Source organism: Spirosoma horti, assembly GCF_054776595.1.
Genome location: NZ_BAAHBQ010000006.1, coordinates 642,072 through 664,032, shown reverse-complemented (window position 1 = coordinate 664,032; position 21,961 = coordinate 642,072). Strand labels below are relative to the sequence as shown.

19 protein-coding genes and 1 pseudogene are annotated in these 21,961 nt (G+C 47.0%); 9 read left to right on the top strand and 11 right to left on the bottom strand.

Going from position 1 to position 21,961, the window contains the following annotated elements:
• The first annotated feature begins 29 nt into the window (after window positions 1-29).
• Entirely contained in the window at window positions 30-416 is a 387-nt protein-coding gene (locus ACYVAM_RS21485) for a VOC family protein (RefSeq protein WP_461070821.1), read from the top strand.
• Window positions 417-796: 380 nt separating this feature from the next.
• On the opposite strand, the gene ACYVAM_RS21480 is transcribed toward ACYVAM_RS21485, so the two are convergent.
• The 3 genes from ACYVAM_RS21480 to ACYVAM_RS21470 all read right to left on the bottom strand — a co-directional run bounded on the left by ACYVAM_RS21480 (window position 797) and on the right by ACYVAM_RS21470 (window position 2,651).
• Window positions 797-1,282, bottom strand: a complete 486-nt coding sequence (locus tag ACYVAM_RS21480) for a DUF2652 domain-containing protein (protein ID WP_461070819.1) — start codon at window positions 1,280-1,282, stop codon at window positions 797-799.
• Window positions 1,283-1,515: 233 nt separating this feature from the next.
• Window positions 1,516-1,839 (bottom strand): nuclear transport factor 2 family protein, encoded by a 324-nt coding sequence (locus ACYVAM_RS21475; protein WP_461070817.1) that lies wholly within the window; start codon window positions 1,837-1,839, stop codon window positions 1,516-1,518.
• 20 nt (window positions 1,840-1,859) lie between these two features.
• Entirely contained in the window at window positions 1,860-2,651 is a 792-nt protein-coding gene (locus tag ACYVAM_RS21470; RefSeq protein ID WP_461070815.1) for an SDR family oxidoreductase, read from the bottom strand.
• A 141-nt stretch (window positions 2,652-2,792) separates the two neighbouring features.
• On the opposite strand from ACYVAM_RS21470, the gene ACYVAM_RS21465 reads away from it, so the two are divergent.
• From ACYVAM_RS21465 to ACYVAM_RS21455, 3 genes are all read left to right on the top strand, one after another.
• Window positions 2,793-3,197, top strand: coding sequence for a winged helix-turn-helix transcriptional regulator (locus ACYVAM_RS21465; protein WP_461070813.1), 405 nt, complete (start codon window positions 2,793-2,795; stop codon window positions 3,195-3,197).
• A 191-nt stretch (window positions 3,198-3,388) separates the two neighbouring features.
• A complete protein-coding gene (gene parS / locus ACYVAM_RS21460; RefSeq protein WP_461070811.1) occupies window positions 3,389-3,871 on the top strand; it encodes a type II RES/Xre toxin-antitoxin system antitoxin in 483 nt (160 codons plus the stop codon).
• Window positions 3,872-3,890: 19 nt separating this feature from the next.
• A complete protein-coding gene (locus tag ACYVAM_RS21455) occupies window positions 3,891-4,355 on the top strand; it encodes an RES family NAD+ phosphorylase (RefSeq protein WP_461070809.1) in 465 nt (154 codons plus the stop codon).
• 135 nt (window positions 4,356-4,490) lie between these two features.
• Here the strand turns inward: ACYVAM_RS21455 and ACYVAM_RS21450 are convergent, their stop codons facing one another.
• On the bottom strand, window positions 4,491-6,584 hold the full coding sequence (locus ACYVAM_RS21450; RefSeq protein ID WP_461070807.1) for a beta-galactosidase: 2,094 nt from the start codon (window positions 6,582-6,584) through the stop codon (window positions 4,491-4,493).
• A gap of 55 nt (window positions 6,585-6,639) precedes the next feature.
• Between ACYVAM_RS21450 and ACYVAM_RS21445 the strand changes: the two are divergent.
• Window positions 6,640-6,729 (top strand): annotated as a pseudogene (locus ACYVAM_RS21445) (NUDIX hydrolase); the annotation flags it as partial.
• A gap of 302 nt (window positions 6,730-7,031) precedes the next feature.
• On the opposite strand, the gene ACYVAM_RS21440 reads toward ACYVAM_RS21445, so the two are convergent.
• The 4 genes from ACYVAM_RS21440 to ACYVAM_RS21425 form a co-directional block, all read right to left on the bottom strand.
• Window positions 7,032-7,562, bottom strand: coding sequence for a hypothetical protein (locus tag ACYVAM_RS21440; protein ID WP_461070805.1), 531 nt, complete (start codon window positions 7,560-7,562; stop codon window positions 7,032-7,034).
• 184 nt (window positions 7,563-7,746) lie between these two features.
• Window positions 7,747-8,214 carry a cupin domain-containing protein gene (locus ACYVAM_RS21435; protein ID WP_461070803.1) on the bottom strand — a complete coding sequence of 156 codons (468 nt, stop codon included), beginning with the start codon at window positions 8,212-8,214 and terminating at the stop codon, window positions 7,747-7,749.
• 167 nt (window positions 8,215-8,381) lie between these two features.
• A complete protein-coding gene (locus ACYVAM_RS21430) occupies window positions 8,382-9,212 on the bottom strand; it encodes a helix-turn-helix domain-containing protein (RefSeq protein ID WP_461070801.1) in 831 nt (276 codons plus the stop codon).
• Window positions 9,213-9,692: 480 nt separating this feature from the next.
• Entirely contained in the window at window positions 9,693-10,931 is a 1,239-nt protein-coding gene (locus ACYVAM_RS21425; RefSeq protein WP_461070858.1) for a DUF1593 domain-containing protein, read from the bottom strand.
• A gap of 28 nt (window positions 10,932-10,959) precedes the next feature.
• Between ACYVAM_RS21425 and ACYVAM_RS21420 the strand changes: the two genes are divergently transcribed.
• The 4 genes from ACYVAM_RS21420 (at window position 10,960) to ACYVAM_RS21405 (ending at window position 15,629) form a co-directional block, all read left to right on the top strand.
• Complete coding sequence (locus tag ACYVAM_RS21420) at window positions 10,960-11,730, top strand: hypothetical protein (protein ID WP_461070799.1); 771 nt, start codon at window positions 10,960-10,962, stop codon at window positions 11,728-11,730.
• Between the two features lie 187 nt (window positions 11,731-11,917).
• The gene (locus ACYVAM_RS21415) at window positions 11,918-13,129 is read left to right on the top strand and encodes a serine hydrolase domain-containing protein (RefSeq protein ID WP_461070797.1); all 1,212 of its coding nucleotides are present in this window, start codon (window positions 11,918-11,920) and stop codon (window positions 13,127-13,129) included.
• A gap of 65 nt (window positions 13,130-13,194) precedes the next feature.
• Window positions 13,195-14,415, top strand: coding sequence for a serine hydrolase domain-containing protein (locus ACYVAM_RS21410; RefSeq protein ID WP_461070795.1), 1,221 nt, complete (start codon window positions 13,195-13,197; stop codon window positions 14,413-14,415).
• Between the two features lie 215 nt (window positions 14,416-14,630).
• Window positions 14,631-15,629 (top strand): serine hydrolase domain-containing protein, encoded by a 999-nt coding sequence (locus ACYVAM_RS21405; protein WP_461070793.1) that lies wholly within the window; start codon window positions 14,631-14,633, stop codon window positions 15,627-15,629.
• A 756-nt stretch (window positions 15,630-16,385) separates the two neighbouring features.
• Here ACYVAM_RS21405 and ACYVAM_RS21400 read toward each other — a convergent pair.
• From ACYVAM_RS21400 to ACYVAM_RS21390, 3 genes are all read right to left on the bottom strand, one after another.
• The gene (locus ACYVAM_RS21400) at window positions 16,386-19,817 is read right to left on the bottom strand and encodes a response regulator (RefSeq protein ID WP_461070791.1); all 3,432 of its coding nucleotides are present in this window, start codon (window positions 19,815-19,817) and stop codon (window positions 16,386-16,388) included.
• Window positions 19,818-20,421: 604 nt separating this feature from the next.
• Entirely contained in the window at window positions 20,422-20,826 is a 405-nt protein-coding gene (locus ACYVAM_RS21395; protein ID WP_461070789.1) for a GNAT family N-acetyltransferase, read from the bottom strand.
• A 131-nt stretch (window positions 20,827-20,957) separates the two neighbouring features.
• Window positions 20,958-21,944, bottom strand: a complete 987-nt coding sequence (locus ACYVAM_RS21390) for an NmrA/HSCARG family protein (RefSeq protein ID WP_461070787.1) — start codon at window positions 21,942-21,944, stop codon at window positions 20,958-20,960.
• Window positions 21,945-21,961: the final 17 nt, after the last annotated feature.

Below are 21,961 nucleotides of genomic sequence, written 5' to 3'. Positions count from 1 at the left end.
CACTACATTTTCTTTACTAACTCCTTACCATGAAGGCAGACCATTGTGGGTTTCAGGTCAAGAGTATGGATGAAGCCATAAGCTTCTACACCCAGAAGCTTGGGTTTCAACTCGATCATCGAGCCATCAATCAACAAGAACAGGAAGAATATGCGTTTGTCTCGCTGGGCACGGCGCGCCTAGAACTCATTCAAGATTTAGTCAATGAGTACATTATTCCCCCCATCCGCAAACCCTTCTGTCCTCATTACTGTCTGGAGGTGTTGGACATGGCTAGTACTGTTGCTGATCTACAAGCGAAAGGCATTCCCATTGTTAAAGGCCCGCTGCTCATCGAGGGAGAGGAAACATGGGTTTATTTTAGCGATCCAGATAACAACCTATTGGAGTACATTCAATGGTTCAACAAGAAATAAGCTAGCCATGATGAGTCATGACCAATCGAGACTGTATTTTTGGTTAAAATAGGGGCTTTTACTGAAATGGTGTGCTTTCCACAGATTCATTGTAGGTCTGTACAAAAGTTAGCCAATCCGCTTAAAAAATATTCTCGGTAGAGTTCCCCAATTGGGACTTTAGTTGTGGCAATCACAATGGTTACGCTCGTTACTGCCATAGTATAGGGAAAATAGGTATAACAAAGCTCCTCAACATCATAAACTTAACAAAGTTGGCTCTTGCCTTCCCATTGGCCAATAGTGCTGTGGAGCTCCTGTTGGAGGTATTGGTGGGTGACTAGCGCATAGGTATGTGTGTGGATATGATTTTTTAAAAGGCGATGGGCCTCAACGACCGCCTACCCGTAGATCTTGCGAAACCTGTCAACCGAAAATTCGGCAATTGTCCCATAGTGCGTGACTATTTTTATCGATAACAGTGCTGCTTGAGGACAATTGATCTTTAGTTGCTCAATTCGCTCAATAAATGCGGCTAGCATCTGCTCAAACTGTGACAAGACCGCCGTTACCGGTTGTGCTACCCCATATTTGTAAAATAGGATAGCATCGCCTTCTATTTCTGAAATTTGAAAATCCAGTGTATTATTTCGGATGATGGAGCCTAATAGGTTTGATAGTACAGTAGCCCCTGCGGTAGTATCAGCTTGTTTGACAAATTGGGAATAGCCGCTGATATCGACAATCAGAATGGTGCCCTTTTTTTCGGTAATGGCCTGTTTTAGTAGGATATCACTAGCTGGATTTCTCCGAAAACCATCCGATTTCTTGGGTGGCGAGCCTGCCTGAAAGAGTGGCCGATACGATTTGTTGTATGATCTGGACATGGGTGCTGTTTACTGTTGATACCACCACTGGATCTGTGGAAAATGCCAGGAGCGCTTCATTGTCATCGTAGATTGGAAACCATATTTGTTGTCAGTGTCTTTTTTGGGTAAAGCCTTTTTTCTGCGAATGTATAATAAGCCATCTCTGATCTACTTTTCTTGTTGTTATGAGCAAAAAAGGAACGACTACATTTAGCCGTTCCTTTGGAAATTGCAAAATTAGCCAGTCCCGCTTATCCTGTAATTTTCAATGACTGTATCAATTCATCTGCTATCGCTAAATGATAGGTTAATACGATAGGGCTTCCCTCAAAATTTCCTGAGGTTTCTGCCTTCAGAAGGCTTTCCGTTTCTTTTTCTTCAAAGCCCACAGGCTTCATTGTCGCCTTGTATCGCTCGTTCGAATCGGCAATCCAATGTTCTATTTCTTTTCTTCCATTGTGCGTTTTTCCTTCATCAAAAACGATGGCTGTTTCAGAAAAACAATTGGCGTACGCAACGCTATCAAAGCGGTTTTGCGTTTCGACTAAATCAGCTACTATTTTGGGTAAGTTCATTCTTTTTCTTTTTTAGGTTATTATATAGTGGGTACAGTTCCGCCGTCAATGACATATTCTGTCCCGGTGAGATAGCTTGCTCTTGGCGAAACCAAAAAGCCGACAAATTCAGCCACTTCTTCTGGTTGGGCAGGTCTTCCGAACGGTATTCCACCCAATGCATCCATTACACTTTGTTGCGCTTCTTCCACCGTACTGTTCGCGTTTCTGGCAAGTTCGCCCAGCCAGGCTACTGATGCTGTGGTATTAATCCAGCCTGGCGAAACAGCCAGGACGCGAACACCCGAAGAGGCAACCCCGTTGGATAAGCTTTTACTGTAATTTCTCAGTGCTGCTTTTGCCGCTGCGTAAGGCAAAGTGGAATCGTACAAAGGAAGTATGCCCTGTATGGAAGCGATGTGAATGATCACACCACTTTTTCGATCAATCATTTGTGGTAAAAATCCTCTGTCCAGCCGAACCGGAGCGAGCAAATTAGCTTGCAACGTTGATACCCAATCTTCATCACTCAATACAGAAAATCCACCAGCGGGTGTTGATGAACCGCCAAGATTATTGACCAGAATATCCAGCTTTCCATAAGCGGATAGCACCTCGCTGACGACCTTTTGTGATCCCTCTGCCTTACTTAAGTCAGCTGAAATAAAATGCAACTCTTCGTTTTGCTCTTCCGGTGCGTTTCTCGCGGTAATAATAACTGTTGCACCAGCTTGCAAAAGCCTTTCTGCAATGGCTCTTCCTGCTCCTTTTGTACCTCCTGTTACCAAGGCAATCTTGCCTGATAACTCATTGTTGAAATTAAACTGTTCCATTTTATTGTCCCATTGTTAAGCATTAACCATAGGACAAAATTGGAGCCTAAAAGAAGTTTAGACAAGTACGGCATTACGATTCATATAGGGACAAATTAATCCCCTATTGTACAAATCGGAACATAGGTTTTATTTTGCAATATGTATGAGCGAAAAACAATACCGAACTTGAATTGTGGACTTGATCTGATCGGTGAAGTTCTTTACGGCAAATGGAAAATCCGCTTATTATGGTTTATCCACCTAGGGCATAAACGCCCAAGCGAATTGCAGCGCAAAATCCCGGATGCATCCCGCAGGGTTTTGACTATTCAGTTAAAAGAGTTGGAAGAACACGAACTGGTTACGAGAAAAATTTATCCCGTTGTACCGCCAAAAGTAGAATACAGCCTTACTGAATTTGGTAAGACAGTAATCCCCGTAATTGCCGCATTAGGGCAATGGGGCGATGAACACGAAGGCCGTTTGCGGGATGTGATTTTAAGACAAGCTGTAAGTTCTGATGTAGACACACTCCAAGTGAGTTCATCTGTTTATGAAGGGTAGTCCATTGTCAGTAGAAAGAGGGTACAAATTTCATCTCAAAAATCGCCCGTTTTCTGAAGCAGATATACACAGCCGTTTTTCGTTTCAATGAGAATCCCTCTCTCCAACGATTATTCATCCAGTAGTACTGCTTTTTTGCAGTTGACTTACTGTAAAAAAGCAGCTACCTTTGTTGGTAAATAATTATTCTTATGGCTACTCTCTCTCAGCCGCCGGCTCAGGGTTCCTCACCTGCTTCAACAAGGCGACGCGTTACTCAACCAGCCGGGACAGCAAAGACCGCTTACCAACCCCAACGAGCCACTAGCTTCGCTATCATCGAACAGGCTCAAAAGGGCGTGCCAACTCAGCAAGTGGATCAGCTAGCTGAACTGCTGGGAATATCATTTAAAGAGATGGCTATCGTTCTGCAAGTCGCCGAACGAACACTACACCGGTTTCGTAGTGAAGGGCAACTTGACCAACAAACCTCGGAGCGGTTGTTGTTGCTGGAAAACCTAACGGCTCATGGCCTACTGGTTTTTGACGGTCGAGCGGAGGCCTTGGCGGATTGGCTACGCTATCCTTTACGAGAGTTGAAGGGCCAAGCGCCCCTTCAGTGGCTGAACACCATCAGTGGGTTTAGTTTGGTAGATGATGTGTTGACTCGTATTGAGTATGGGGTCTATTCGTAGCCGATTCGTTTGTTGATTGATGTTGGTATATCGACTTTATAAGAGCAATTACATTGCTCAGCCCTTGTCGGCAGAAGGCGCGCGTCGGGCGGGTGGACGCTGGAACCCTAAAGGCTACCCGATTCTTTATACGTCGGCCACCCCCGAATTAGCTTTACTGGAAATAGTCGCCCATCTCAATCCGCTCTATTTGCCCAACTTCCATTTGCTGGTGCTAGACATACCCGAAACGCATCATTTTGTGTCATTAGCTGATCTACCAGCTAATTGGCAGGATGAGCAGCAGATTGAGATCTTACAATCTTACCTACAGAACTGGCTTGACGCGCCTGACAGGCTGAGTGTATCCGTACCTTCAGCAATCGTTGATCGGTCCCGAAATTACTTATTACATACCCTTCATCCCAGCTTTGAGGATGCCGTTAAGATTGTTGAGAACGCGCCTTTCCGAATTGATGGACGTATACTGAAGACTAACGGGTAGGAATGGTTCGAATAGTTTATTTATTGGAGCCTTTCATGAGAATTAAGAAAAGTGGTAACCTAAGGAAACTCATTCCTTTTATCCTAACTCTGTTTGGATGTCCCTAAGCTTCATATGATACTGGTGAGAACTTGTTTACTGTTCCTCAATAATTTTTACGCCCCAAGGGGCTAGGTCCAGCACACTGTTTTTCGGAACGGTTCCACCCTGTATTAACTCTCGGCCATTGGCAAAGGGATAAGTCAGCTGGCCGGGTTTAGCTGAATAGTTGAACAGGTAGTGTACCGTTTTGCCCTGTTCGTTGGTGCCTTGCCGGGTAATCAGGGGGAAGTAGAGCGACTGGGCAGCTCCCCACAAATTAGCTTTCTTGACCGCGTCAGCCAGGATTTTCTCCGTAACGGCACCGTCTGTCCAACAGCCTATGTAGGTGGCCAGGCCTTTGCCGAACGGGTTCTCCGTAACGGCGGCATAGTTTCCCCAGACCGGATGGTCGTAGTAAGCGAGCACCTTAGCCGATACAGGGGTCACCAGTTCCATCCAGCCTTTGATTTTATTCTTGTCTGCGCCTACGCCGAAGGGGTCCCCTTTCAGCGATACATTCTGGGGGATAGTAAACTGCGTGTAGGTGATGCCCAGCGCTTCGCTGATAAGGCCAGGTTGTGGCGTGGTGCGTACTTTGACATGTTGATCCGAAAAGCCGCTTTTAAATGTATACACAATGTGTCCGCCATTTTTAACAAACCGGTTCAGCCGCTGTAACAGGCTGTCCGGGGCGGCATACAGGGCTGGCACGACGAGTAATTTATACTGCTCGATGTTCTGACTGCTGGGGTCGATAAAGTCAACCCCTACATTCATGCGGTACAGCGCATCATACATTGGCCGCAGGATGTCGTTGTAATTATTCTGACTATACCACCCAAACTTAAAGGCATTGAAGGCCGTCTGGGCTTCGTTGCTGAAAAGAATTGCGACCTGATTGATTTTCTTCAGATTGATTAGTTCAGGGCTCAATCGGGCAAAGTCCTTGCCAATGGTTTTAGCTTCGTCATAGGTCGGGTTTGGCTCAAAATCATGGCTCAACAAGCCCTTCCAGTAGGTTTCTATCGCGTTGTGAGTCGAATGCCAGTGCCAGTATTCGAGCATATTAGCTCCCGATGCCAAGTGGCTAAAGGCCTGTAGGCGCAGTTGGCCGGGATAGGGCAACCACTCGGGAAACCCCTGAGCCTCGGTTTCAATAACCAGGTAATTTTTTCCGCTAGACGCATCGACTTTCATTGACCGGGCGATGTCGCCACCAAAGGCTATTTCTGTACCCGTCAGGGCATCCTGAGTGGGATGGTAAATATCGATACCGGCCACATCCAGGGCTTTGGCAGCCGCAAAATGGTCAACATCCGGCTGAATGCCGTAGGAATAGCCCCGCCACTCCAGGTCAAAATTCTGCGTCACGAATTGCCCGGGCCGTTTGTATTCATTGACGATTTTCGTTTGCCAGGCTAAATAATCGGTCACCAGTTTGCGCTGAAACTTGGCAAATTCGGCGACCTGGCTGGCATTGATCGAGCCGACCATCGACGGAAAGTCTTCCCAACGATTGATCCGGTTGCTCCAATAATCCAGTCCAAACGCTTTATTAATAGCTTCCAGCGTACCAAACTTGGTTTTCATGTACGCCACAAACTGCTTTTGCACCTCCGGCCCCGCCGTATTATAGGCTTTCGTTTCGTTATCGACTTGGTAGCCGATAATGGCCGGGTGGTCTTTCACGTGCACAAGCATCTTACGGATAGCCTTCTCGGCGTGCTGCCGGAAGTGAGTGTTGGAGATATCCATGTTCTGACGCGCACCATAGCGGTTAGGGCCTTGCACGGTGGTAGCCAGCACGTCGGGGTATTTACGAACGAGCCAAGTCGGTACGGCGTAGGTTGGGGTGCCCACAATTACCTTGATGCCCGCTTTGTGCATTGCATCCAGTACCCGGTCGATGTGTGAAAAGTCAAAGACGTCCTCTTGGGGTTCCATCGTGCTCCAGGTCGATTCGGCAATGCGCACGACATTGATACCGGTCTCCTTCATCATAGCGATATCTTTTTGCAGACGTTCGTAGGGCATGTATTCGTCGTAATAGGCGACGCCAAACAACAATTGATTGTTTGTTTTTACAGGTTGAGCAAAAGCGAATGGCCCAAGCACGAACAGAAGCAGAGTGCTAATTAAAACTTTCATATAAAAACGGGTCGACCTACCTTGATGAGGCAAATGTAGAGAAGAAACTCTGTTATTGCTGGACCAGAATGTGTTGGAACGCTTGGAGAAGAAGTTCACCGGAGCCTCTAACAAAGCGCCCTTTATATATCGCTTTACTAGGTAGTTCCAAGGTTTAACAAACTTAGGTATTTCATGGTGGTTGAACAATCGGATGGATTATGGAAGTGTCAGCAATCCTACTGTTTCATTAAACGCCCGAATTAATGAGCAGATACATGAATACCTCATCGTCTCTGGCGTGAGCTCATTTAAGAATGATTACTCATCTCAAGGAGGAGCCTTTGATGAGAATTTTGTTTTCGATAGCTGACTACTCCATTTTTACCTGCCTCATTTAGTCAGAAGCCTTTTAAGGGATGAACTGGGTGTAAAACAGTAATAAGTGAAGCGTTGACGGCAGTTACTCTAGACTAACGATGTGCTTTTAGGAAGTGCGCTTTGAATCAGGATAACGATACCCACGATTATAGCCGCCCCACCTAAGATGGTCAGCAGAATGGCCAGGACCATTTGATAGGTTGGTTTATAGGCTCTGATCTCAAGCGCGTAAGTTCGCTCCGGCTCAGAGTCCGGCATTCCGAGTTGGTAATCTCCGGGCTCAGCCCAGAAGGTGAACAATTGGAAACGTGTTTCCCCTATACCACTGACCATCACATTGGAATAGGCTTTGTGAATCAACAGGGGTTTACCAGTTGGCATGGAGGCAATGATGGGCGGGGGCATCTTAAGGGAAGCCTGCCCATAGCTTTTACGGCTTTGCCAGATGGCATACTTGCCGGCTTTAGTTACCACGAAAGGGCTGATCGACTGAATCGGGGGCAGCTTGCCGATAAGGGAGCTACCGGCCCACTTTAGCAGCTGGCGAATCCCCAGTCGGAGCCACAGGCTACCAATCAGGATCAGCAGGATAGCTATAAACCATAAGGGGAGATGCATATAGTTTTTTCAGATATGAGCGATTGGTGACACCGGTGCCGACCCTACTCTATGCTTACCAGGCCTAGTTAGAGTCACTACGAGAATGGAAATCCGGTCAGCCTAAACTACTTCACTCCTGCCCAGTAAGCCACAATCAGCAAAGACGGTTGACCTGGTCCAAACAATCATTAACCTAAGCGCTTTAGCCCTTTAAGCGGGGCCCCACGATGCTTACCTGATGCTCCTGATGTATTTGCTTGATCATCGCCAAGGTGGCCGTTGGGGGAAGCTGGGACAGACGCTTGAAAAGGGCTTCGGTTTGCCCACTCGGATTGGTTTGGAAAAACATAGTCCCCGTTTCACTGAGTACTAAAAACGCATGGGGCACTTCTCGGGGTAAAAATATAGTATCGCCCCCGTTGAGGGTATAGTGCTGGTCACCTACCTGCAATAGAAATTCGCCTTCGACGATGTAGAACTGCTCATCCTGCCCATGATGAACATGCAAGGGCGGGCCGTCGTTTTTATGGTATTTGCCATAAAACATAGTCAACTGCTGGTTGGTATCCTGGCCTGATATTTTCAACGAGAGCTCCATGCCCAGCACACGATAAAGCTGGTCAAAACGAGCTTCGGTTTGCCGAATAACAAATGGGGTAGGGGTAACCATAGGTGTAGTAGCTAGTGAAGGGGGAATCAAAGGATGAGCGGCGAAGGCTGATAGGCTCAGCATAAAGGAACGACGTGTCGGATTGTACATAGCGTTGGTAGCCTGGTTGTGCTGGCCACAAAGCTAGCCTTGCCGGTAGGGATTGGATTGGTCAAAAAACGACATCCTTAGCGAAGCCCCAGTAATTTTTCGGGAGCCCGGGTCTGGGTATCCAAGAGGTCTGGTGGTGTCACGCCGGCAAACTGTTTAAAGTCTTTGACCATGTGCTGATAATCCCCGTACCCGCAATCGAGGGCAATAGCGAGCCAATCCAGCGTCGTATCTCGCTGCTTGAGGGCAAAGGCTCGGTTGAAGCGAGAAATGCGTAGGAATAATTTAGGACTCACCCCATTACGCTGCTTAAATTTTCGTTCGAACTGCCGAACGCTTAAACAGGACTGACTGGCCAGAAAGTCTACCGATAGGGGCAAAACAGGGTTCATCAATAGCCCATTGACCCGGTCAATGGGCTCGATCCGTAAACTGAGTTTACGGAACTTAGTGAGCAGATAGGCCTCGGTAGTCCGGATCATGCGGTCATATTGCTGGGTATCCATCAACTGCTGAAGGATCTGGTAGTTTTCCCGGCCCAGAACATCTTCCGCATCGATCACCACGTCGGTGAAGTAAGTGGTGGGTAGTTGTCCAAGCAGATGAAAGAGTCCTCCGGGCTGAAAAACAATTTTGATCAGCTTGAAATTTTCCGGGTAGTGGTGAAACCAGCTACTGACCAACTGCCCCTGAATAACGCTGGAGGGGATAAGCAGTCGTTTATGCTGTTGAGGACTTACTTTGGTGAACTGACCGGAGGGATAAAAAATAAGGCTTTGTTCGGCCCTGGCTTCCAGTAGTCGGGCTGGTCGCTGCCCCGATAGGGCTTCAAAGTTGAAGTGGATCAGAATATATTCTTTAACAAAGGGTTGTAAAGCGGGGTGGGGCTGAGTGATTTGGTAAATCATAGCAATCTCCTTGTTTTTGATTGCTAGTTAATAAAGAACCGGCTTACATGCTTAGTTAATGCCCGCCAGCCCAGGAATACTTTCAGATTCAGGGAAAAATAGCCTGTTTGTCTCAAGCGGGAGCATTTTTGAGACTGGCTTTCTACCCGGTAATTGGGTTAATGACCGGTGTAAGTCGTCATGCAAAACTGGACAAACAGGGTAGAAATGGGAAGAGACAAATTGTTAATCGCACCGGCGACTGGTTGTTTCATCTAAATCACCTTAGTAAGGTCCAATTCAGCCAAAAAATCGCTTTCTAGCCGTTTGAAAACGGTCCAATCATCGTTAGTCAACTCTGAGCGTAAACCGGCCTTATCCATCATCAAAAACATTCAGCCGCTGAGCGGCGGACCGTTTCTAGGACCGTACACAAAGATACCTCAATAAACGCAGTTAAGTCATTACCCAATAATTGACAGACTTCAGCAGAGACTTGAGTTAATCAGGAATTACATTCACTATAACCCGTTGGTAGCGAGTTAAACTGGGTGTGCCATTGTCGGTAACTTCTAAAATAAAATGCATTGTTTTCACTTCCGATACCGTTGGCGCTCTAAATGTTATGGCGCTACTCTTGGGATTTTTCAAGATGAGCGAGCTCGCATTAAGTGAGCCTACCTCCTTATAAAACAACCAGGTGTACGTCAAGGTATTGTTGTCGGGGTCAGTGCCAGTATCCGAGAGAACAACTTCGGTCCCTGATTTGACCGTAAGCTGATTTGGATGATTGAGCAGCACGGTAGACGGGTGATTGGCCTTGGCATACGGTTTAGCCACACACCAATCCATGCGGGCAAAAAAATCATGTTGGAAGGCGTTTCGCCACCGCCAGATCGTTGCCTGATTGCTAGTGTGATAGCTTTGGGTTAGTTCACTGTATACTTCATCGGCGGTATCAGTCCAGATTGGGCGGGTTTCGGGTTCGTACATATATTTTTTATAGGGCGGGATAACCCACTCATACCGTCCTCCCCAACTCCCGTAATTGGGATGTTCAGCATCATTTAACCCGTTGTTGATCAGGCCTAAAAAGGAAGGGGTATCGCCTTCCATCAGAACCGCCACTGGAGGGTATTTTTCGCCTAGTGGACCATGATTCCGGCGCACGTGCTCCTCTAAGATCTTATTGCCAACCAGCGTTGAGTCAGCGCCCAGGAAACGCCCATGTATCCGGTCGCCTGAAATACCTGTCCAGGTAGCGTAGTGATATTGTCCACCCCCATTTTCTTCAAAGCCTGGACTCACAATGTAGAAAAGAGTGGGAAAGGTTTTCCGAATCCATGGACCCGTATCATCCTGATCGGAAATGGTATAGACTCTAAGGTTGGCGATTACCTTCGAAACCGTGTGCTCTGGCTGGGTTCGTTGGAGTTTCCAAAGGGCCTGCGCCAGAACGTTAGTGCCACCCCAGGCCTGGATGAAAAGCGGCCGACTTTCATTTTTGAGCATGCTCTTTAAGAGCCACTCCGACCCTTCGGAGTCTTTTCCATCGCCTAATCCTTCTTTGCCAAAAACGGGTAACCCTTTTTTAATCACCGAATGAATGTAAGCCTCGGTCGGAAAGCCTTTCTCATGGATTTCCAGATTATCCCGGACTTTTCCGTAAGCCTGAACGATCTCATGCAAACGCCACTCGGCAGTTTTAGTTCGTTGCCAACAGGAGGTGGTGGCGACGATGCCTTCGGTGTCAAATTGGTTAGCATAGGTGCAAATTAAGAATTGGGCATCGCAGGAAAAAGCAGTAAAAGGTGTAGATGCTACAATTGCGGAATTTGTGCAGGGTTACGGCAATATGCAGGAAGCGGTTTCGAACAGTCTACTTTTAATGGCCAGCGACAAAGACAATTACAAGAACTTACAGGAAGCGTTCAAGGATGGATATATTGAATTTAATCGCAAAAAATACACCCTAAAGGATTTGGCGCAAAATCATTTTCCAGCAGGCGATGACCCATCAGATACTGCTGATTACGAAAAACTACGGGAGGCTGCATACGTTAGATTCAAAAAATATATTTGGAATGCGGTGCTGGTGAAATCAGCCAAGATGTACTATAGTTGGCAATTTCATGAAACACCGGCCAAAGAGTCGCCTGCTAAATACGCAAGAGATGAACATTATCCCAACCATCCTGCAACGTATCTGAGGGGGATATTTAATCCCGAAAACTCAACGGGTCGTGTCAAGACGGGCGGCTTTGATTATTATTATTTTTATTTGGTGGTTGATGGTCGCGAATTATCGCCTGATGCTGCAAAAGAACTATTTATGGATGACTACCCTGGGAACATTATAAACCCTAAGGGTTTGTTTAATCGCGATTACGTATTCAAACAATTTCATAGAGAAAGACCTGATTATTGGGGTTATCTCGATGTTAGGGGGGATCTTACTTTTTATGATTATCCTAACCAACAGAATAATTTCAATCTTCAAACAAATAGCTATGTGTTCACTGGAGGGGATTTAAACTAATTCACTCGTCGTTGACGCGCACGCGCAGCGACAATCAGCACTAGGGTACCTACCGGTGGCTGATTCTCAGGTTGCCGGGTTTTATCTACTCAATCAATCTATCCTCTTTTCAACCATGTTAGGCAATTCAACTCTCCCGAAAGTCGCAGTGCGACTAGGGCTATTTTTACTTACTTGCGTACTCCTGGTGAACTGTTCTTCGCTACTCCAGGACCATCGCCCGCTTGATTCTGGTAGCCAGAGCCGAGTGCAGAAAGCGGTTGATAGTGTCCGCGTCGCTCTTCAAGATTCGTTGGGCAATTCGGTCCCCTCGCTGAACCTGTATATCCAGACGCCTACCGAAAAAATCTTTGTCTCTTCAGTGCCTGCGGGTTATGTTCCTATAACTGAAGATGCCAACTTCCGTTTCGCCAGCAATACGAAAACCTTTACGTCTACCGCTATTCTGAAAATGTATCAGGACGGTTGGCTGAACGTTAAAGCGAAGATCACGGACACTGTTCCAGGCACTAGCACTCCCTATGTACCCAATACGCCTGATTGGGATTTTCCGTATAAAAATGAAATTACGATTGAGCAACTGTTGCAACATTCTGCAGGGGTTTATGATGTTGATAATGACCCGGTTCCCGGTTTCAATGGCTTATCCTATACGGCGTTTGTTCAAAATGCCGATCCGAATCATCAGTTCACTACGGAGGAAATGGTGCTTCAACTCACCAAACACCAGTTATCGTATTTCGCTCCAACTACTGATTACCATTACAGCAATACCGGCTATTCCATTCTCGGCTACATCATTGCCCGTGTCTATTCATCGAAAAGTGGCAGCGTTAAAACCTACCAGGATTACCTACAAGATCATGTTGTAGGGCCGGGCACAAAGGTGCCTTTGGCTATTCGGTTTCCGGTCCTGGCCACGGATACCAAGATGCCAGTTCCCTTCCTGGGGGGCAATGAGCGTACACCCGGAGGACAAACAATTATATTCGGGGACTACAATATGAGCGCTCAGGTAGCCGAGGGTAATGGCTACAGTACGCCAGGCTCACTCAATGCGTTCGTGCGGTCGCTGATGAAAGGTGAGAACGTATTGACCCCCGAAACCGTGAAGCTGATGCAAACCGATATTAACCCGAAAAGCGGGAACCAGTACGCCCTGGGATGCTTCTTCACGAAGAATCTGGGGTATGGCCATAACGGAGAGCGCTGCGGGACGCTATCGCTTGCCATGTATGACCCCGCTACGGATGTATCGGTCGTGGCCTTTATTAATCTGGTTGATAATAGCCACGTTACAAATGGTCCCAGTAGCTCATTTTACAAGTGTTTCAATGCTATATACGGTGCGGCTTACGGAGGCCGGGCGGCCTTAGGCTATCCAGGCAGACCCAAGTAGGGATTACGTGTAACTCCAGCTTATTAAAGACCGTTTTTTAGTCATTTCTCTGTACGCACATTACCATGAAACGCACCTCAATAGTTACCCTTGTTGCTCTCCTTACACTGGGTAGTACAACGCTTCAATCCTGCATTAAAGATCATATCCAACCATCTCCTGTCCGTGCCCAACTTCAACAGCTGACCGATAGCCTCTATCAGCATTTTAACGGGGAATGGGGAATTGAAAAAAATAAAGGTGGTTTTTTTCTCCAGGTCAACAATCCATCCGGATCGACGCTGGTTTCCAGTAACATTGAGCCGGGTGTTCAGGGAAATACACATTACCGAATCGCCAGCATATCCAAAATCTTTACATCGGCAGCCATTTTACTCCTTCAGCAGGAAGGTAAACTAGCCATTACCGACTTTATCCCGGCTTACCTGCCTGCTACACCAGCTTATGATATTCCGTATAAAGACAAGATCACCATCAAGCAATTGCTCCAGCACCGGGCAGGGGTATTCGATATAACCAATCAGGACATCCCAACTACGGTCAATCAACCCTACGCAGGCAAACGTTACGTTGATTATATTCGGGATGACCTCAACCAGGAGACTCATACCTTCACCTTCGACGAACTGGTGGGGGTTGTTGCTCAGAACAAGTTGTCCAACTTCGTTCCGGGCACTACGTTCCAATACTCAAATACAGGCTATAATCTGCTGGGTAAAATTATTGAAAAGGCCTCGGGCGTGTCGTACAGTGACTTTATTCGGACGCGATTTCTAGAGCCCTTGCAGTTGACCAATACCTATAATGTGTGGCAGGGAACCGAAACCCGGATGAAAGATCCATTTGTCAACTCCTACCTCCTTGTGCCCGGCCAAAGTCCGATCGATACGCCGGAAGATAACATGTCGATGAATGTCACAGAGGGCGATATAGTGTCATCACCGGATGATATCACCAGATGGATCGAATTATTGCTAACGGGCAAAGCTGGTCTAACAACCCAAAGCATAGCCATGATGGAAGAAATGGAAATAGCCGACGTATCGCATGGGGTGTACGGCCTGGGGCTTACCTTCAATGACGGACTGGGCTTTGGCCATGATGGTGCCCACCTAAGTTACATATCAACACTGCGTTACAACCCGGCGACAAAGACGACGGTGCTGATGGTCGCTAATTTTATCAAAACCAACACCACACCAGAGACCAATTACAACGATTTTCTGGAACTGGCTTTGGGCGTACGGAATACAGCTTTACGAGCGGCTCAAGTCTCGACTAAATAAGTAGTGGTGATTCTATCTACAGCATTTCAAAACCTTCTTTTTCAACCATCTCGCAATCAGTCAGGATGAACTCTTTTTCTTTTACGTGCCTGAGTAAGCAGCTAGGTTTATCGCTTACAACTAGTTGTGCCAGCATCGTTCGATGCTTGGTGATAGGGGGGCTGACCGGGCTGTCTTTCGGCTGTAGCTTCATTCAACTGGATGATCACCGGGGTTTGGCAGCGCTTAAAGTTCAGGAAGCCGTTGATAAAGTACGGTCCGATCTGGAAAAAGACCTTCAGAAGCAGGTTCCTTCACTCAATGTGTTGATTCAGACGCCTACCCAAACCTACTTCGCGTCGTCGGTCGCTGCGGGGCGACAACCTGTCACTCCCAACACCGTTTACCGGTTCGCCAGCGTCTCCAAAAACTTTACGGCCACGGCTGTTATGAAGATGTATCAGGACGGCTGGCTCGACTACAAAGCCCACATTACCGATTTGATTCCGGGCACGAATCAGCCCTACGTACCGGCTACGCCCGACTGGAACATTCCCAACAAGAGTCAGATCACCATTGAGCAGTTGCTCCAGCACAGCGCCGGGGTGTTCGATGTCGATAATGATCCGGTGCCGGGTTTTAATGGGGAGAGCTTCGTTAATTACGTCCTGTCTCGTGATTCGACCCACCAGTTCACCACAGAGGAAATGCTCAAGCCGATCATCGATAATCAGCTTCAATACTTCACGCCCAGCACCGGTCAGCATTATAGCAACACGGGCTACGTCATTCTGAGCCGGATCATCGAACGGGTTTACTCGACCAAGAGCGGTAGCGCTAAGACATTTGCTGATTACCTCTACGACCACATCACCGGACCGGCTAGCCGGGTGCCCCTGCCGGTTTCGTTTCCCTACCGGGCAGACGATGTTCAGCTACCTCAACCAAACGCAGCCAGCCTGCTCTGGCGGCCATCGGGTCGGCTGGAGAGCTTCGGCTCGGTTAATATGAGTGCCCATGTGGGTGAAGGGAATGGGTATAGCACCATGGCCAGCCTGAACACCTTTGTACGCACGTTGATGCGTGGTGAGAATATCCTGCAGCCACAGACGGTGAAGTTGTTACAAACCGACGGGTCGGTAGCCAGACCCAGTTATGCATTGGGCACCTCCCTGTTCACCAATCTAGGTTACGGTCACAACGGGGCCATTGTATTTGACATTGATGGTTTATGACCCGACCACAGAGGTGTCGCTGGTGGCGATGCTACCGTTTTGGGATCTTACCCAAGGACCGAATGGTGATACCTCTTTTGGAAAATGTTTCAGCTCGATGTATGACGCAGCCTATGCCGCTCGTGCGGCTTTAGGCTACCCAGGTAAACCCTGAAAAAAGGAACAGGCTCATCCGTTTTGGGCTTCTCACAGGCCAGCCAATCATCTGTTATTTTTGGCCTGAGTACATTTAACTTAGTATCCAGTTAAATGTACTCAGGCCCATTGGATATCGGCTATTTTTTTGATCAGCCGTTGGGCTTGCTTAGGCGTCATCGAATGAATTTGGCATTAGCTCAAATCATTGGCTAAGATAGGACAAATATTATATGCCGAATTGTAGAATTTGCCTATCGAGAAACAGAAACCAGCATTAATTATTCATCTGCTCTATCTTAGAATAACAATGCTTTGAGTGATTACAAAGTCAAAACATTTTATGCAATCTAAAAGGGGAGATTCTTGCAATAACACAGCTTTAAATGCTAATTAATTTGATCACGAAAACCCTTTACCAAGTGAACGCTACTCTTAACTCAGGGAAATAGGCTGACTCTTGTTTCGGCAGTCAGGAAGCATCCACGAAAAAGTACCTATTTTGAGACCGAATAAACGAGCTGTGGCGAATTGTCAGGGTGGCCTGTGCCTTATGGGGAAATCTACCCACCTTAGTTTTGAGGGTGGGTCTGATAAAACATGTGCACTAAGGCTAATAGACTACCGGGATAACCAAACCTGCATAAGTGAGATCAACTGAGTCGTATTGACGGGCTTGGTAATATAGTCTGACGCACCGGCTTCAATGCACTTTTGGTGGTCACCAAGCATGGCTTTGGCCGTTAAGGCAATAATCGGCAGGTTGAGAAAACGCTGGTCTTGACGAATACGACGGGTCGCTTCGTAGCCATCCATGGTCGGCATCATCACGTCCATTAGTACTAAGTCCGTATCGGCATGTTCTTGCAGTAGATCAAGGGCATCCAGTCCATCCGTTGCGGTTACCACTTGTATCTGCTGAGATTCCAGTAAGGTACTTAAGGCAAACACGTTGCGCATGTCGTCGTCGACCACTAACACTTTTCGACCCTGCAGGCCTTGATTCAATGGATTTGGGGAAGCCTGCAACGGTAGAGAACGTTGATGGCCCGATTGAACTTTGTTAAAAAATAAGTCTAGTTCATCCATTAGCCGATTTTTAGCCAGCAATGAGTTTCGGATAAGGATCGGCGAAATCGTGTTAAGTTCTCGTTCTTCCTCGGCAGTCAAATCTTTATCCAGGTAGATGATTATCGGAAGTTGACGCGGTGAAATGGTGGACAGCAAGCCCCGCAAATCCAGCAAGCCCTGCTCTACTTGATTGCCAATATCAACAATCAGGCAATCATAGAACCGCTGATTAATTAACTGCTTCGCCTGTTCGATGGAGCCTGCATAGTCACATTGGAGATGGGCATGTCGTTTGTTGCTTATTGACTTGATCGAGTCGGCATTTAAATGGTAACCTGACAGCAAGAGAACTTTTTTGGACCCTTCCTTGAGTTGTTTACTGATCAGGTCTACTAGGCCCTCTAGCTCTTTTGGCTCAATGGGCTTGGTTTTATAGGACAGGACGTCACTCGACGGTGGTTTCTCCATCGCGGAGATAACATGGACAGGAATATGTTTTAAGGAATCGTCCTCCTTCAGGATTTTAAGTACGTCCCAGCCATTCACTACCGGCAGGCCAATATCCAGAATAAGGGCAGCAGGCTTATAGTACCGGGCGCATTCTATTCCTTCATCGCCCCGCGTGGCAACAATGGTTCTATACTTTTTTTGGCGGAAAAAATCCTGAACAATACCCGCGAAAATCGGATCGTCTTCCATTATTAAGATGACACGATCGCCTGGTTGGAGGTTGTGCCGGTCATCGTCTATTGTCTGTGGGATACGAACTGGCGTCGCAACAACCTTAACCGGCTGGTCGTTAATGGGGGGGAAAACGACGCTGTCCGACGAGTCGACTGGCAGATAAATAATGAACGTACTGCCTTTCCCTGGCTCGCTTTGCAAACGAAGCTCTCCTCCCAGTTTGTGAATCAATTCTTTGCTAATTGATAGCCCAAGTCCGGTACCCCCAAATTTTCGACTGGTTGATCCATCAGCCTGCTGGAAGGCTTCGAAGATAAGCTGCTGTTTTTCGGGAGCAATGCCAATCCCCGTATCGGCAACAGCAATAGCTACTCGCTGCTGACTGGACTGTGGATCATTACTGATTTGCTCTTCAAGGTCAAACAGTAATGTAACAGAACCTCCGGCGGGCGTAAACTTAAAGGCGTTCGACAACAAATTCTTAATTATCTGCCCGATTCGCTGGCGGTCGGTTCTAAGCATGGCGGGAACTGATTCACTTAGGCGGGTCAGCAACTGTACGCCTTTCTCCTGGGCCACCACGTTAAATAACTGGCTCATATCCCGGGCGATACCAGCTAGAGGAACTTCTTCGAAACACAACTCAATTTTACCGGCTTCAATTTTGGACAGGTCTAAAATATCGTTGATGAGATCCAGCAGATCAGTACCTGATTTATGAATAACAGTCGCGTATTGAACTTGCTTATCAGTCAAATTGCAACTCTTGTTTTCGGCAAGCAGTCGAGCCAGAATCAACACACTGTTAAGGGGCGTACGGAGTTCGTGCGACATATTGGCTAAGAACTCCGATTTGTACTTACTGTTGGCTTCTAGCTCTTCTGCTTTGGCCGATAAATCCTGGCGCGCCACCTCAATGATTCCGTTCCGTTCGTATAATTCGGCATTGATGGCGCGCAGTTCCTCTTCATGAACTTTCATCTCTTCTTCCGACGCCTGTAGCTCCTCGGCCTGTTGTTGCAGTTCTTCATTCGATAGGCGAAGGGCTTCTTGTTGGGTGCTCAATTCCTCTTTTTGCTCATGTACCGTTTTAAGCAGGTTCATTATTTTGGCATGACCGTCGGCTGCGTTAATGGCCACAGCAATGTTGTTGGCTGTCGATTTGAGCAATTGGAGTGACTGCTGGTCGAGCGGTTTAAAGGAAGCTAGTTCGAGTACGCCCTTAAGTTCCTGATTATACCACAGCGGCATACACACAATCTGACCGGGTAGGGCTTGCCCACTGCCGGCCTGAATAACCCAGTAATGGGCTGGCACATCGTTGATAAGGGTCATCGACCGGCTTAATGCTGCCTGGCCAACCAGGCCGTTTCCCAACTGGTATGATTGCTTTACCTGCTCAGGCAGCGCTACTGAGGCATTCAATTGTAATTCCTGTTGGGCTTCATTGAAGCAATAAAAAGCGCTGGCCGGTAAGCTCAAGTAGGTTGTCAGCGTTTGCAGAATGGACTGGGCTAGGGACGACGTATCCGTTATGTCCTGCAACTGGTCATTAACCGCTGAAAGACCCGTTAGCAGCCAGTTTTTTTCGCTGCCAAGGGCGTTAAGCTGCTCTAGTTCCTTAAAATTATGCTGGAGCAGGGCCTTTGATTTTCGGTTCTGGCTAGATTCCCGAACCGTTGAGTAGATAAGCCCCGCGACAATGACCAGCGTAAGTAATGTACACAGTAGTAGCTCGTATGTAGATCGTTCAACCGATAAATCGTTCTCTTTTTGGCGTCTGTCCAGCAGTGTTTGCTCCACTTGCTTGATCTGGTTTACTTCTGCATGAATAACGTCGGTGTAGGTTTTTTCTCGAGTTATTCGCTCAACAATACCATATCGATCGTCCTGCCTTGAGCCCGCTTTAGCGGTTTGTGCATCTTGAGTCTGCCAAAAATTTAGCCATGTTTTGATGAGTGATTCAAGTCGGTAAATCCGCTTCAACTGAGATGGATTATCGGAAACCAGCTTTTTAAGCTCATCAATAGTGGGTTGAACCTCCTGGTCGGCCCTGACGTAGGCTTGCAAAAAACGTCTGCTACCCGTACGTTGAAACCCCTTGCGTTCAATTTCCATAACAGCCAGGAGCCTTTGGATCACTTCAGCCCTGTTTAATACCTGATAGGTATGTCTAACCATGCTCCCCGTCTGAGACTGCTGTTGAAACAACCTAAGTGAAAGGGCTCCAATTAAAATTACCAGCAGAATAGCTGTTAGACAACCAATGTATAAGCGGGCAACTGGAGGAAGACTCATTGACAGGTAGAGATAAATAGGGCTGACTCATTCGAGTTAAGCCATAAATGGAAGGCTACTCGTAGCGACCAGGTATAGGCTCGATCAATTTCCCATAACGCTGGTTGCTCATTGAGATGTAGTACTCGAAAACGAGTACTAACTCGACATAAACTAGGTAGTCGATAGAAAGCAAATATAGTGCTATAATCATCAAATATGTAAACTAGAAGTTTACATATTTGATGATTATTAACAAAAGATATCAGGTATCCCGTCAATTAGTTTGGTTACCGTTCCGTTTCCCATGTTGCTCCGGCGGCTAGCAGTCGGGAAGCGGTCATTTCAAGGCGAAACCGGCTGTCCACTTTTTTCGAAATCAGCTGCGGCAGCAAACCCCTGATCAACCTTCCAAAATTTCTACGTAGGCTTTAGCTTCAGTAGTCTTGTGGACCAGTGTAGGTAATGCCATAACTGGTCCGCTGATGGGGTAGTATTGTTTTCTAGTGGTTTTCATGCAGGGCCGTCGGAGCAGTTCACTAAGTTAGAGGCTCTTAACTTAGTGTCCGGTCAAATTGAGCAGTTTCAGGTTAGAAAATACTTGATTCCGCTTCTAAAGGATTCATTAATTAGTACGACGAATAATGAAGGCTGTGGTGATTGGCTCCATACCTATTTTAGCGTAAAAACCAGCGGCTTCCGGTGAAGAATGTAAAATTAGTTTACACCTCTCACCCGCATGCTCTTTGGTTAAGTTAACTAAGGTTTCTCCAATACCTTTCCCTTTATAGTCATCTCTGACGGCCAGATCTGACAAGTAACAACAATAACAAAAGTCAGTTAATGACCTGGCTATACCGACAAGTTTTGTGTCATCCCAAGCCGTAACGAGCAAGTTTGCCCGTTCATGCATCAATTTTAACCGATCTGTATCGCCCTTATCGACTAGAGGATAATAGCCTGAATGGTCGAACAGATCAATAATATCCGTCAGAGTTGGTACAGAATTGATCTGAAAAGATATGACCATAGAGTTGTTTACGAATTTTTGATAGCGGTTAAACCGTGTTGATCAACAAATGTAATTTCTGACTGGATAATTCATAAGGCATTGATTTCGGCTGCCTAATAAACCTTGCTGCGCTCTCGAAGTAGTTAACTCTAAAACAGAAGCTTTTCACCTTGCCAGCCCGTCGTACGTAAGAACTGTTCCCAACTTAGGCTGTTAGGATTCGTTTGTCGACTCCAGAGTAAATCGCGGTCGCCAGCGAAATAGCCATACTCAACGGCATAGTGAGTCATTCCCAAGATCTCATCAACTAAACGCTCATTCGCTCTGAAGTCGGGGAACTGAGCTAACAGATCTTCTCGATCGTAGGCAGCGCTATAAACCGCTTTCTTGCCCGTAACCCGGACGAAGGTATCCACCATCTCCTGGGGTGAAATAATATCCCCGATTACCGGTAATGACTTACCCGCGTAGTAGCCTGGATCTGAAAATATTTCTAAAACAGCGGGTCCCGTTGCCGTCAGCGGATCCACAAAGGGTGCCCGAAAATCCTGAGGCAGATAAATAGGAAAGACAAGCGTATCCCCTTTCAAAATAGGGGTGTAAAATTCCAACAAATTAGTATAAAAGAATGCCAGGTAGATGAATGAGCTTGTCAGGGGAAGGGTACGGATGTATTGTTCAATGTTGGCTTTGTCGGTGAAGTGAGGAGCAAACTTTTTGCCGGACGTGATTTTCTCCACATTTTCCAAACTGCTGAAAATAAGATGGGGTACGCCTGCTTCAACCGCAGCATCAGCTAATTCTATACCCAACGCCAGCTCGTGAGTTGCCGGGGGAGCAATGTTTGGCGTCATCATGAAAAGACCAGCAGAGCCCCGGAACGCCTTGACAAACGCCTGTTGGTAGCCTAGTTCGAGTGGCAGGTTAATCAGTTCGACGCCTTGCCGAGCCAGGTTGATTGCCTCGGGGGAATCCGTACGACGCGTTATGCCCCGCACGCGGTATTGACCGCTTTGGATCAGTGTACGCGCGGCACTGCTTCCCTGCTTACCCAAAACACCGATGATGGTAATGAGGGGTTTATCTTCTGCTGCGCTCAACGCTCTCCCTTCTGAATTACTTACTATACCCTTCATACTTTCCTCAGGATTGA